Origin of the sequence: Rhodococcus jostii RHA1 (assembly GCF_000014565.1) — a bacterium.
GTDB classification, from domain to species: Bacteria; Actinomycetota; Actinomycetes; order Mycobacteriales; family Mycobacteriaceae; genus Rhodococcus_F; species Rhodococcus_F jostii_A.
Genome location: NC_008268.1, coordinates 1,704,035 through 1,717,492, shown reverse-complemented (window position 1 = coordinate 1,717,492; position 13,458 = coordinate 1,704,035). Strand labels below are relative to the sequence as shown.

Genomic DNA, 13,458 nt, shown 5'->3' with positions numbered 1-13,458 from the left:
CGGATCGGGAATCGCAGATGACTCAGCTAGACGACGCTCGCACCAGTGCAGCATCCTTTGATCTCGCCGACCGATACCGGGCCGACTCGGGCCCGGTGTTGATGACCGGTGTCCAGGCCATCGCCCGCCAGCTGGTGGAGCAGCACGAACGCGACCGCCGCGCGGGACTGAACGTCGCGACGTTCGTCTCCGGCTACCAGGGCAGCCCCCTCGCCGGCCTCGACCGCACCATCGCCGCCATCCCCACGTTGAGCACCGACCACGACGTGAAGTTCGTGCCCGGCATGAACGAGGAACTCGCCGCGACCTCCGTCTGGGGCAGCCAGGTCGACCTCCCGCAGGGCGAGCGCACCCACGACGGCGTCGTCGGCGTCTGGTACGGCAAGGGCCCCGGCCTCGACCGCGCCAGCGACTCCATCCGGCACGCCGCCATGTACGGCGCGAACGCCCGCGGCGGCGTCCTCGTCCTCGTCGGCGACGACCCCAACGCCAAGTCCTCCACCATCCCCTGCGCCAGTGAGCGGTCCATGGCCGCGATGGGCATGCCCGTGTTCTTCCCGCGCAACGCCGAGGAGGTCATCACGTTCGGCCTCTACGGCGTGGCGCTGTCGCGGATCTCCGGCTGCTGGTCGGGCATGAAGATCGTCGCCGACGTGGCCGACGGACTCTGGACCCTCGACCGCAACTTCGCCGACCTCGACATCGTGCTCCCCGAGATCGAGTGGAACGGCAAGCCGTGGTCGTACCGGCAGCGCGTGCTCGCGTCCCCGCCCGACAGCGTCTACGCCGAGGCCGACCTGTACGGGCCGCGCTGGGCGATGGTCGAGGCGTTCAACGCCGCCAACGAGATCGACAAGATCGAGGTGAACCCGCGCAGCGCGTGGCTGGGCATCGCCGCCGTCGGCACCGCCTACGACTCGCTGCGCCAGGCCCTGCTCGACCTCGGGCTCGGCGACTCCCAGCTCGAGGACGCCGGCATCCGCATCCTCCGCGTCGGCATGCCCTACCCGCTGGGCGCCGACAAGGTTCGCGAACTCGCCGACGGCGTCGAGCAGGTCCTCGTCGTCGAGGAGAAGATGCCGTTCGTCGAGTCGCAGCTCAAGGACATCCTCTACGGCGGCGCCAGCGCGCCCGCCGTGCTGGGGAAGAAGAACGCGCAGGGCAAGAACCTGATCCCCGTCGACGGCGAACTGACCGCCGCCCGGCTCACCGGACCGCTGCGCCGCGTCCTCAAGGACCGGGTCGCGCTGACACCGGCCCCGCCGCCGCGTCTCGAGCTGACCGTCCTGCCGACGTCGCGCACCCCGTACTTCTGCTCCGGCTGCCCGCACAACCGCTCCACCGCGGTGCCCGAGGGATCGATCGCGGGTGGCGGCATCGGCTGCCACACTCTGGTCACGATGTCCGGCCGCACCGACAGCGCCGTCACGATGCTCACCCAGATGGGCGGTGAGGGCGCGCAGTGGATCGGGCAGGCCCCGTTCAGCGACGTCAAGCACATGTTCCAGAACGTCGGCGACGGCACCTACTTCCACTCCGGCCAGCTCGCCGTGCAGGCATGCGTCGCCGCCGGCGTCAACATCACGTACAAGGTGCTCTACAACTCCGCCGTCGCGATGACCGGCGCGCAGGACGCCGAGGCCGGGCTGACCGTGCCTCAGCTGACCCACAAGCTGGCGTCCGAGGGTGTCAAGCAGATCATCGTGTGCGCCGAGGATCCCAAGCGGCACAAGGGCGCCCACTTCGCCGCCAACACGCTGCTGTGGGACCGGACCCGCCTCGACGAGGCGCAGCGCGTCCTCCGCGACATCGAGGGCGTCACCGTGCTGATCTTCGACCAGCAGTGCGCCGCCGAGGCCCGCCGCAAGCGCAAGCGCGGCAAGCTGCCCGCCCGCCGCACCCGCGTCGTCATCAACGAGGCCGTCTGCGAGGGTTGCGGCGACTGCGGCGTCAAGTCCAACTGCCTGTCCGTGCAGCCCGTCGACACCGAATTCGGCCGCAAGACCAAGATCGACCAGACCAGCTGCAACACCGACTACTCCTGCCTCGAGGGCGACTGCCCGTCGTTCGTGACGGTCGAGCTGCCCGAGGAAGGCGCACCGAAGACGTTGCGCGAGATCCCGGTTCCGCCGGAGGTCGGCGACCCCGACCCCGCCGTGTGGACCGGAACGCACAACCTGTTCATGGCCGGCGTCGGTGGTACCGGCATCGTCACCGTCAACCAGGTGCTCGGCATGGCCGCGCTGCGCGCCGGGCTGCACGTCGAGGGACTCGACCAGACCGGTCTCAGCCAGAAGGCCGGGCCCGTCACGTCGCACCTGCGGCTCAGCGATCAGAAGACGCGGTCGGGAAGCTCGGCGCCGTCCAACCGGATCAGCCCCGCGACCGCCGACTGCGTCCTCGCATTCGACCTGCTGACGGCGGCCGACGCCAAGTACGCCGGCTTCGGCAGCTCCGAGCGCACCATCACCGTCGCGTCGACCAGCCAGACCCCGACCGGCGACATGGTCTACGACCCCGCCGTCCGCTACCCGGACGAGGACAAGCTGCTCGAGCGTCTCGACGTCTCAGCCCGCGAACTGACCGCGATCGACGGGCTCGCCGCCGCCACCGCACTGTTCGGCAGCACGGCCGCCGCCAACTTCCTGCTGGTCGGCGCGGCCTACCAGGCCGGCGGACTGCCCGTCCCCGCCCGGTTCATCGAGGAGGCCCTCGAGATCAACGGCGTGGCCGTCGAGTCCAACAAGGCCGCGTTCCACTGGGGACGCGTCGCCGTCGCCGACCGGGAAGCCTTCCTCGCCGCCACCAGCTCGGCCGCCGTGCCGCAGCGCAGCGACACCGTCGTCCCGACGCACCTGTTCGCCGGATCCACCCTGGACGGCACGACGCTCGAGCTCACCGAACGCCGCGCCGCGAACCTCGTTGCCTTCCAGGGCGACCGCGTCGCCGCCCGCTACATCGCCCTGGTGCAGCAGGCATGGGACGCCGAACGCGAGCTGGGCAGCCGGACCGAGTTCAGCGAGGCCGTCGCCGCCGGCCTGCACAAGCTCACCGCCTACAAGGACGAATACGAGGTGGCCCGGATGCTCACCGACCAGGCGTTCCTCGACGCCGCCGCCGGCGAGGTCCCCGGCGCGGGCAAGCTCACCTACAAGCTGCACCCGCCCGTCCTCAAGGCCATGGGCCGCAAGACCAAGATCGGATTCGGCCCCCGCTCGCACGTCGCGCTCAAGACGCTCGCCAAGGCGAAGTTCCTGCGCGGCACCGCGTTCGACCCCTTCGGCTACGCCAAGGTCCGTCGCCTCGAGCGTCAGCTGCTCGCACACTACGAGACCACGGTGACCCGCCTCGTCGCCGACCTCTCCGCCGACACCTACGACACCGCAACGCTGATCGCCGCGACCCCCGACCTCGTCCGGGGCTACGAGGACGTGAAACTGCGCAACGTCACCGTCTACCTCCAGCGTCTCGCCGAACTCGGCGTCGACACCTCCACCATCACGATTGCCACCACTCCGGAAAGGTCCTGAGAAGACATGACTCTCACCGCGGAACGTCACGACACCGCACAGCCCGAAAACGCTGGAGTGTTCGAGCGCACCGATTTCCCCACCGACACCGCCCACGAGCAGGTGACGTTCTTCCAGGACCCCGCCACCGGACTCAAGGCGATCGTCGCGATCCACGACACCACCCTCGGGCCGGCTCTCGGCGGAACCCGCTTCTACCCGTACGCCGACGAAGCCGCCGCCCTCAAGGACGTCCTGCGCCTGTCGCGGGGCATGACCTACAAGTCGGCGATCGCCGGAGTCGACCTCGGCGGCGGTAAGGCCGTCATCATCGGCGACCCGGCCACCGGAAAGTCGGAGGCGCTGCTCGAGGCGTACGCCCGGTTCGTTCAGACACTCGGCGGCCGGTACATCACCGCCGGCGACGTGGGCACCAACTCCGACGACCTCGACGTGATGGGCCGCGCCACCGACTACGTCGTCGGACGCAACACGTCCGCCGGCGGGTCCGGCGACAGCGCCCCGATGACCGCCCTCGGCGTGTTCCAGGGCATGCGCGCCGCCGCCCAGGCCAAGTGGGGCACCGCGAGCCTCGCCGGCCGTACCGTCGGCGTCGAGGGCACCGGCAAGGTCGGCTACCAGCTGATCAAGCTTCTGCTCGCCGACGGCGCGTCGGTGGTCGCCACCGACGTCAACGCCGCCGCACTCGACCGGGTGGCCCGCGACTTCCCCGAGGTCAAGATCGCGTCCAGCGTCATCGGCCAGGAACTCGACGTCTACGCACCCTGCGCGATGGGCGCCACGCTCACCGACGAGTCCGTCGCCGCGATCACCGCCCAGGTGATCTGCGGGGCCGCGAACAACCAGCTCGCCCACCCCGCGGTCGAGCACGACCTCGGCGAACGCGGCATCACCTGGGTTCCCGACTACGTCGCCAACGGCGGCGGACTCATCCAGGTCGCAGGCGAGCGGCTCGGCACGTCCGCCGACGACGTCCGCGCGCAGGTCGAGAAGATCTTCGCCACCGTCGTACAGATCCTCGACGTCGCGAAGCGGGACGGCATCCTCGCCGGCGCCGCAGCCGACGCCGTCGCCGAGGCCCGCATCGCTGCAGCCAGGTAGGCGGCTCCGCCGCCCGTGCGTGGTTAACGAGTCTCTGCACTCGTTAACCACGCACGGGCGCGAAGCGCCTAGGCCGTCAGCCGCCGGTGCAGCTCCCAGGCATTGCGCTCGACGCGGTTGGATTCGAGCATCCCGTCGGCGCGGACGTTCCACACCGCGGTGCCCGTCAGGTGAATGGGTTGCCCGTCGGGCTCGGTGCCCATGAATCCGCGATTGCGGCCGGTCATCTCCCACAGCGACGCGACGCGGGAACCGTCCTCGTTCTGGAACGTTTCGACGGGGATGAACTCCAGGTCCTCGACGGTCGACTGAAACTTCAGCACCCATTCCTTGAAGGCGTCCCGGCCGCGGATCGCCTCTCCACCGGTGACGATGACGAAGTCGTCGACGACGAGCTCGTCGATCGCATGGGGGTCCTGGGGTGACTGCCACACCCGGGCCCAGAAATTCTCGACTGCGTGAACTCCGTGTTGTGCAGACATGGCTTCCTTGCCTCTCGCTAACTTGGAATTTCCAAGTTAGCATGGATACGGCGAGGTCGCGCTCCCGTTCTTCACGAGTTCCGGTTAACCCTGGGGATCGGCCGCCGGGGCCGGAGTGCCCTGCTGTACATGCAGAGTCGATGCCGAGACGCGTCGACCGTCGTCGGTGACGAACGCGAGGGACACGGCCTCGCCGGTGGTCTCGTCGGAGTACTCGGGGGAGGTGCTACCCGGACGCGGCAGATGGTCGCGACCGAACTGGCCCAGAGCGCCGATCACGACATGCAACTGCTTGCCCTTTTCGGTCAGCACGTACTCCAGACGTTCCCGCGACCCTTCCTGGCGATAGGCGCGGCGTTCGAGGATTCCTTCGTCGACGAGCATCGCCAACCGTGCGGTGAGGACGTCGGACGCCACGCCGAGGCTGCGGGTGAACTCCGAGAATCGGCTGTGGCCCCAGAAGGCGTCGCGGACGATGAGCAGCGTCCATTTGTCGCCCAGGAGTTCGAGGGTGCGCGCGATCGAGCAACGGGCAGGGGTGGCCGATGACGGACTCATGCGACGAGGATAGTCCCTACTGGCTTGGTGCGTCCAAGCCAGCGGCTACGCCGCCCGTGCGTGGCGAACGAGTGCAGAGACTCGCTAACCGCGCACGGGCGCGGAGCGCCTCACGCCCGCATCCCCGTGACAACGGCGTCGAGGAACTCGTCCGCGATCTCCTCGGGTGTCTCGGCGCCCGCGGGGGTGATCCAGAGGTAGCTGTAGTTGAACATGCCCAGCAGGCCCTTGACCATCAGCCGCGGGAGGGCACGGAACTGTCCGTCGCGGATGCCCTGCTCCAGCGCGTTCCGCCAATGGGATTCGTAGCGTTCACGTTCGGCGATGATGCGATCGCGACGCTCGTCCGTCAGGGCGTGGTACTCGCGGAAGAAGACCGTCCACTCGGCACGGTGCTCGGCGATGTTCCGCATGAGCGCCCGTGCGAGGCCGCGCAGCCGTTTCTCCGGGTCGGCCTCGGACAGCGCGAGTTCGTCGGCGACCGTGTTCATTTGCGCGAGTTGCCGGCTGCTGATCTCGTAGAGGATTGCCTCCTTGCTGCCGATGTAGTGGTACAGCGCGCCCCGGCCCAGCCCGGTGGCCTCACCGATCTCGGCGACCCCGGTGCCGTGGTAGCCAGACTTCGCGAACAATTCGGCGGCCACCTGCAGGACTCGGTCCCGGTTGGCGTCGTACTTGTCGCTCATCGAAGGGCCCCTTTGTCTCCCGGCGGTCGAAGATGTGAGTCTAGACGGCCCAGATCACGGGTTCGGCGCGGCCAGCCCGGTGATCAGGGCGTCGAGAAAGCCGTCGGCGATCTCCTCGGGGGTGCGGGCGCCGTCGGCGGTGAGCCAGAGGTAGCTGTAGTTGAACATGCCGAGTACACCCTTGATCATCAACGGCGGCAACAGGGTGAACGCGCCGTCCCGGACGCCCTGCTCGAACGCATGCCGCCAATGTGATTCGTACCGTTCGCGCGCCGCGACGACCCGCACCCGCCGATCACCGGTCAGGGCGTGGTACTCGCGGAAGAACACCGTCCACTCCGCGCGGTGCTCGGCGATGTTGCGGAGCAGGGCCCGGGCGAGACCGCGGAGGCGTAGCTCCGGATCCGGTTCGGTCAGGGCGAGTTCGTCGGCCACGTCGTTCATCTGCGCGAGTTGTCGGCTGCTGATCGCGAACAGGACTTCCTCCTTGCTGCCGATGTAGTGGTACAGGGCCCCGCGGCCGAGCCCCACCGCCGTGCCCAGGTCGGCGATCCCGGTGCCGTGGTAGCCCGACCTCGCGAACAGCTCGGCGGACACGCGCAGAATCTCGGTGCGGTTGAGGTCGTACTTGGTGCTCATCGAATCACCGTTCGACGTGCACGATCAGGGCCTGCCCCTGGCCGCCGCCCCCGCACAGCGCCGCTGCGCCGACACCACCGCCGCGGCGGCGCAGTTCGAGCGCGAGATGCAGGACGATCCGTGCCCCGGAGACACCGATCGGGTGGCCGAGCGCGATCGCGCCGCCGTTGACGTTCACCCGGTCCGCGTCGAGACCGAGGTGTTCGGACGAGACGAGTGTGACCGCGGCGAACGCCTCGTTGATCTCGACGAGATCGAGTTCGCGGGGCGCGATCCCCTCGCGTCGGCACGCGGCCTGGATGGCGTTCGACGGCTGCTCGTGCAGACCCGAATCGGGTCCGGCGACCACGGCGCGTGATCCGATCTCGGCCAGCCACGACAGGCCGAGCCGGACGGCCGTCGACTTCCGCGTGACCACGACGGCGCAGGCACCGTCGGAGATCGGTGACGAGTTGCCCGGAGTCAGCGAGCCGCCCGCGGCGAAAGCCGGACGCAGCCCGGCGAGGTCCGCTGCCGAGGTGTCGGCCCGGATGCCCTCGTCGTGGCTCACGTCGGTCGTCTCACCCCTGCCGGACGTGATCGGAACGGGAACGATCTCGGCGGCGAAGACGCCGTCCTTGCGCGCGCGTGCGGCCGCACGGTGCGAGCGTGCGGCCCAGTCGTCCTGGGCCTCCCGGGTGATCCCGTACTCGGGATTCCTCGACTCGGTCAGCGCCCCCATCGACGACCCGGTGAAGGCGTCCTGGAGCCCGTCGAACGCGAGGTGGTCGATCAGAACCGTGTCGCCGTACTTGTGCCCGCGACGGCTGTTCGCCAGGAGGTGCGGCGCGGTGCTCATCGATTCCTGACCGCCGGCGACCACGACGTCCGCGTCGCCGGCGACGATCATCTGGTGCGCCAGCGTTATCGCATCGATTCCGGAGAGGCACATCCGGTTGATGTTCAGTGCCGGTGTCGTCATGGGGATTCCGGCGGCCGCCGCTGCGACGCGCGCCGGCAGTTGGCCGCTGCCTGCCGTGAGCACCTGACCCATGACGACGTGGTCGACGGCGCTTGCGTCGACGCCGGCGGATTGCAGCGCACCGCTGATCGCGTGGCCACCCAGTTCCTGGGCGCTCAGGCTCGACAGCGATCCCATGAAGCGTCCGAACGGGGTTCGTGCCCCCGCGACGAGGACGGTGGGGTCGTGGTCCGTCATTGTTCGTCTCCTTCGAGAGCGTGGTGCCGCCCTGCGCCCGTTCCGGCCGCAGGGCGGCTGATGTCAGTTGGTGCGCGACGTCTCGAAGGCGTCGGAGAACGCGTACCCGTCGAGTAGACGGCCCGCCGTGACCAGGTACTGGATCGTCGGGGTGCCCTCCTCGAGCCAATTGAGGCGGGCATCCCGGTAGAGGCGTTCGATCGGATGCGCGCGCGTGTATCCGATTCCGCCGTGGATGAGTAGAGCGCGGTCGGTCACCCGGCCGACGGCCTCGAGGCCGAACAGCTTGCACATGCTGGCCTCGGCGGGTATCCGTTCGCCGGCATCCCACTTCTGCGCTGCGTCGGCCAGGATCCCGCGCAGGGCGTATACGTCGGTGGCCATCTCCGCGAGGTAGCGCTGGATGGCCTGCCGTGTACCGATCGGCTTGCCGAACGTGACACGGCTCTTCGCGTGGGCGATCGACAGTTCGAGGGCGCGCTCGGACGTGCCGAGGGAGCTTGCCGCGATGAACACCCGGCTGATCTCCAGTGCGCGTTCGAGGTGCTCGTTTCCCTGTCCCTCCACGCCGACGAGGGCGGTGGCGGGCACCCGGACGGAGTCGAGGGTGACGCGTCCGTGCTCGGTGCCCTTGCATCCCATCGTCTCGGGAAGCGCTGCGATCGAGAGACCATCGGTCTCGCGGGGAACGAGGAACGCGGAGACGTCGGTCGCGGTCGTCTTCGCGAAGACGATGAAGTGAGAAGCGATGTCGGAGTTGGTGATCAACCACTTCTCGCCGTTCAGGATGTAGCCGTCGCCCTCGCGCACCGCGGTCGACCCGAGGTCGGCGCCCGTCCCGAAGCCCGGTTCCGTCAGCGCGAACGCGACCGAGTTCCGGCCCGTGGCCGTGCCCGGGAGGACGTCCGCCTTCTGCCGGTCGCTGCCGATCTCGGAGAGCGCGTGGGCGAAGGAGTTGTGCACGTGGACGATGACCCGGAGCGCGCCCTGCACCTTGGCGAACTCGGCGATGATCGGCAGGTACTGGGCGATCGACAGGCCGCTGCCGCCGTACTCGCGGGGGACGAGCAGGCCGAGCGCGCCGATCCGCTCGAGGATGGGCATGACGATGTCGTGCGGAACCTGCTCGTCGTCCTCGATCCGCTGTTCGAGTGGATCGAGTTCGGCCCAGATCGCCTCGAAAATGCGGTCCCGGAGCGCCAGGTACTCCGACTCCGGAATGCCGACCGAATGCGTGAGTGTCGCGGTCATGGTGTTGTGTCCCTTCGTTGTTGGTCGTTGCGGTCGTGGTGTGTCACAGCGCCCAGCCACCGTCGACGGTGAGGACGGAGCCGGTGCAGAATGTGGCGTCTTCGCTGAGGAAGACTGCGGCCTTGGCGATTTCGTCGACGGTGCCGAATCGGCCGAGGACGGTTTCCCGTTCGATGCGCCTGCGTGCGGAGTCGGGCACCGCGTCGGTCATGTCCGTGCTGACGAAGCCGGGGGCCAGCACGTTGACCCGGATGCCGTCCCGTGCAACCTCCTTGGCGAGTGAACGACCGAAGCCGATCATCGCGGACTTCGCACCCGCGTACGCGGTGTCGCCGGCGTGACCGATCACGCCGACGACCGACGACACCAGCACGATGCTCGGTGACCTGCCGTGCACGAGGTGGGGCAGCGCTGCCCGCGCGAGGGCGACGGTGCCGCGAAGGTTCGTCTCTATCACGCTCCACCAGGCGTCCGGGTCCGTCTCGACGAGCCGCCCGCCCGACCATTGGCCCGCGTTCAGGACGAGCGAATCGAGGTGTCCCCAGCGGGAGACGACGCGCTCCACCGCCGTGGGCGCCGTGGTGCCGTCGTGCAGGTCGAAGCGGATCGGAAGTACCTGTTCGGGAGCGTCCGCGGCGAGCTTCTCGGCGTCCTCACGTCTCGTCCGGTACGTGCAGCCCACCCGGCAGCCGCGCTGCGTCAGGGCCGTGGTGACGGCGGCTCCGATGCCGCGGGAACCGCCGGAGACCAGCGCGACGCGGGGATCGTCGTGATCGTTCTCGTTCATGTTCAGAAATGTACTGATCGATCCAATAATAGTCCAGAGAGTTCGTGAAAGTCCGTCTAGACGTCGTATTCCCCCGGAACTTAGGTGTAGTCGCGACTTGTATCGATCGGTACAAAAATGCTTGCGGTCGACGTCCGGGATGTGCTAGACCTGTGACCGTGGCCACACGGGGCGGACGATGTCCGATCGGCGAACCCCGGACGAGGCCCGATGGCCCGATCACAACCGCGGTGGCACCGGATCGACACACGGCTGCCGCACCGCCCCACATCAGCAGCGATGGGAGATTCGATATGAGAGTCATCGACGACCTGGAGGTCACTCGGGTCAAACCCCGGAAGGTTGCCTTCGCATCCTTCGTCGGAACGGCAATCGAGTGGTACGACTTCTTCATCTTCGGGACCGCGGCCGCCCTGGTATTCGGGAAGGCGTTCTTCCCGTCATTGAGTCCGCTGTCGGGAACGCTGGCAGCCTTCGCGACGTTCGGTGTCGCGTTCGTGTCGCGTCCCGCAGGCGCGATCGTCTTCGGGCACTTCGGAGACCGGATCGGCCGCAAAAAGATGCTGGTGTTCTCCCTGGTGCTGATGGGGTCGTCGACGGTCGCGATCGGACTCATCCCCACCTACGGAGCCATCGGTCTCGCGGCACCCGTGCTGCTCGTCCTCGCGCGCCTCGCACAGGGCTTCGCGGTCGGCGGAGAATGGGGCGGTGCGGTGCTGATGGCAGTCGAACACGCACCGCGCGAGAAGCGGGCGTTCTACGGCAGCTGGCCGCAGGCCGGCGTGCCAGCCGGACTCGTTCTCGCGACGCTCGCGTTCCTCCTGGTCGAGCAGCTTCCGGAGGACCAGGTCCAGGCGTGGGGATGGAGGCTTCCGTTCCTGGCCAGCGCCGGGTTGGTCGCGGTCGGCATGTACGTGCGACTGAAGGTCGTCGAATCGCCGGAGTTCGAGAACGTCAAGCGCAACAAGAAGATTGCCGACTTCCCGATCCTCGCGGTCCTGCGGGGTGAGAAGCGCGCGCTGGGCGTCGGGATTCTCACCCAGGCCGCCTCCCTCGTGCCGTTCTACCTTGTCACCGTCTTCGTGCTGTCGTACGGTCCGAAGGAACTCGGCATCTCGCGGCAGACGATTCTGTTGAGCATCCTCGTCGCGTGTGTCCTCGACATCCTGTCCGTGCCCTACGCGTCGATGATCGCGGACCGGATCGGAGCACGGAAGATGTTGATCTACGGGTCCCTCTACATGGCCGCGATCGCGTATCCGTTCTTCTGGTTGCTGTCCACCGGCGTGGGTGTCGCCGTCCTGCTGGCGATGATTCTGATCATCACCATCGGTCACGCCGTCACCTATTCCGCGGTGGCCGGATACGTAACCGGTCTGTTCCCGGCCGAAGTCCGGTACACCGGCGCGTCCGTCGCCTATCAGTTCGGTGGTGTCGTGTTCAGTGCTCCCGCACCGTTCATCGCGGTGGCGATCGCTGCAGAGACGGACGGTGCGTGGGCCCTGGCCGCGTATATCGCCGCGGCGTGTGCCATCACGGTCCTGGTCCTGACCCTGACGAAAACTGCAAAGGTGAATCACTGATGTCTCTCGACAGACTCGCATCGTCCACACTCGCCGATGCCTGGCAGGACATCGAATCCCTGTTGGACCGCGACCCGTTCGGCGGCGACTTCAACACCGCCCACGAAATCTGCACCCGCTACGCGGCCGACCCGAATCGGGTGGCGCTGACCGTCCGGCACGAGGACGGCTCGGCCGACCGCTGGACGTACCGCGAACTCGACAGGCTCGCCGCCAAGGCGGCACGGGTGTTCGCACGCGCGGGGCTGAAGCGGGGAGATCGCGTCGGCGGACTCCTCTCGCGACAGGTCGAGAGTTGGATCACCGCAATTGCGGTGTGGCGCTCCGGGCTGGTGTACGTGCCCTTGTTCGGCGGGTTCGCCCCGGATGCGATCGGCCTGCGCCTCGACGCGGCGGGAGTCCGCGCGGTCGTCGTCGATCAGCAGTACCGGCCTGCGCTCGCGCAGGCGCAGGCGACCCACGGACTCGATCCCGCCGTGTTCGTCGTCGGCGACGTCGCGGCCGGCACGGGCGACCGGTCCTTCTGGACCGAGATCGACGGGGCCGACGCCGACGGCCCGCTCGCGACGACGGCACTCGGGGACGCCGCCACCCTGCTGTTCACCAGCGGAACATCCGGAACGCCGAAGGCGTGCACCATGACCCACGCCACCTTCGTCTCCGTCATGCCCTACGCGAAGAGCGTTCTCGGGGCGACCCGCGGCAGCGTCGTCTTCTCGACGTCGGACCCGGCGTGGGCGTTCGGGCTGTACAGCACCGGTGCTGCCGTCATGGCGCTGGGCGTGCCGCGCGTCATGTACTCGGGGAAGTTCGTCCCCGAGGCCTGGCATCGCGTCATCCGGGAAGAGAAGGCCACGATCCTCACCACCGCGCCGGCCGCCCTGCGGCGCCTGACGGCGACCTTCGCGCAGGACGGGGTGCCGCCGACGCTCCGCACCGTCGCCGCTGCCGGCGAACCGCTCACCGCAGCGGTCGCCTCAACCTGGGCCGGCACCGGTGCACCCGCCGTGCGCAACGGGTACGGACTGTCCGAGGTCGGCATGCTCCTGGGCGACACCCAGGGCACCGAAACGAGGTCCGGTCCGGGCTGGATGTCCGCCACGATTCCGGGGTTCGACACCTTCCTCGCCGACCGGGACGGGCAACCGGTGGCCGACGGGCAACCGGGATTGATCGCGGTACGGCAGCCCCGGTACCAGATGTCCAGCGGCTACGAGAACACCCCCGACCTGTGGGCCGACCGCTGGCGCGGCGACGTATTCCTCACCGAGGACCGAGCCGTCACAGACCCCGAGGGACGGTGGCAGATACTGGGCCGGGACGACGACATGATCATCGCGTCGGGCCACAACATCAGCCCGGTCGAGGTCGAGAACGCGCTGTTACAGCACCCGGCGGTCGCCGACGCCGCGGCAGTCGCGTACGACGATCCGATCCGCGGCGGAGTGGTCCGGGCCGTCGTCGTCCGCGCGGACACCCGGGCCGACGACAGCGACCTCGTCACGCAACTCACACACCTCGTCGCGCAGCGCGTCGGACCCTACGCGGCACCCAAAGTCGTCGACTTCCGGCCCGACCTTCCGCGCACCGAAGTCGGCAAGCTGCGCCGGGCGGCCGTCCGCGAACTCCCGGTCACATGAACG

The 13,458-nt window shown here is 68.6% G+C and carries 11 protein-coding genes; 4 read left to right on the top strand and 7 right to left on the bottom strand.

Annotation, left to right across the window (positions count from 1 at the left end):
• Positions 1–17: 17 nt before the first annotated feature.
• Positions 18–3,530 carry an indolepyruvate ferredoxin oxidoreductase family protein gene (locus RHA1_RS07915; protein ID WP_011594577.1) on the top strand — a complete coding sequence of 1,171 codons (3,513 nt, stop codon included), beginning with the start codon at positions 18–20 and terminating at the stop codon, positions 3,528–3,530.
• Between the two features lie 6 nt (positions 3,531–3,536).
• A complete protein-coding gene (locus RHA1_RS07910) occupies positions 3,537–4,631 on the top strand; it encodes a Glu/Leu/Phe/Val family dehydrogenase (RefSeq protein ID WP_011594576.1) in 1,095 nt (364 codons plus the stop codon).
• A 68-nt stretch (positions 4,632–4,699) separates the two neighbouring features.
• On the opposite strand, the gene RHA1_RS07905 is transcribed toward RHA1_RS07910, so the two are convergent.
• The 7 genes from RHA1_RS07905 to RHA1_RS07875 all read right to left on the bottom strand — a co-directional run bounded on the left by RHA1_RS07905 (position 4,700) and on the right by RHA1_RS07875 (position 10,232).
• Complete coding sequence (locus tag RHA1_RS07905) at positions 4,700–5,113, bottom strand: ester cyclase (RefSeq protein WP_009474311.1); 414 nt, start codon at positions 5,111–5,113, stop codon at positions 4,700–4,702.
• Positions 5,114–5,197: 84 nt separating this feature from the next.
• Entirely contained in the window at positions 5,198–5,671 is a 474-nt protein-coding gene (locus tag RHA1_RS07900; RefSeq protein WP_011594575.1) for a winged helix-turn-helix transcriptional regulator, read from the bottom strand.
• 110 nt (positions 5,672–5,781) lie between these two features.
• Positions 5,782–6,357 (bottom strand): TetR/AcrR family transcriptional regulator, encoded by a 576-nt coding sequence (locus tag RHA1_RS07895; protein WP_005252730.1) that lies wholly within the window; start codon positions 6,355–6,357, stop codon positions 5,782–5,784.
• Between the two features lie 54 nt (positions 6,358–6,411).
• Positions 6,412–6,996: a TetR/AcrR family transcriptional regulator gene (locus RHA1_RS07890; RefSeq protein WP_011594574.1), complete on the bottom strand. Its 585-nt coding sequence runs from the start codon at positions 6,994–6,996 to the stop codon at positions 6,412–6,414.
• A 4-nt stretch (positions 6,997–7,000) separates the two neighbouring features.
• Entirely contained in the window at positions 7,001–8,194 is a 1,194-nt protein-coding gene (locus RHA1_RS07885) for an acetyl-CoA C-acetyltransferase (RefSeq protein WP_011594573.1), read from the bottom strand.
• Between the two features lie 63 nt (positions 8,195–8,257).
• Positions 8,258–9,445, bottom strand: coding sequence for an acyl-CoA dehydrogenase family protein (locus tag RHA1_RS07880; RefSeq protein ID WP_011594572.1), 1,188 nt, complete (start codon positions 9,443–9,445; stop codon positions 8,258–8,260).
• Positions 9,446–9,488: 43 nt separating this feature from the next.
• On the bottom strand, positions 9,489–10,232 hold the full coding sequence (locus RHA1_RS07875; RefSeq protein ID WP_011594571.1) for an SDR family NAD(P)-dependent oxidoreductase: 744 nt from the start codon (positions 10,230–10,232) through the stop codon (positions 9,489–9,491).
• Positions 10,233–10,525: 293 nt separating this feature from the next.
• Between RHA1_RS07875 and RHA1_RS07870 the strand changes: the two genes are divergently transcribed.
• The gene (locus RHA1_RS07870; protein ID WP_009474304.1) at positions 10,526–11,815 is read left to right on the top strand and encodes an MFS transporter; all 1,290 of its coding nucleotides are present in this window, start codon (positions 10,526–10,528) and stop codon (positions 11,813–11,815) included.
• Positions 11,815–13,455 (top strand): AMP-binding protein, encoded by a 1,641-nt coding sequence (locus RHA1_RS07865; protein WP_009474303.1) that lies wholly within the window; start codon positions 11,815–11,817, stop codon positions 13,453–13,455. The genes RHA1_RS07870 and RHA1_RS07865 overlap by 1 nt, the downstream gene beginning before the upstream one ends.
• Positions 13,456–13,458 lie beyond the last annotated feature (3 nt).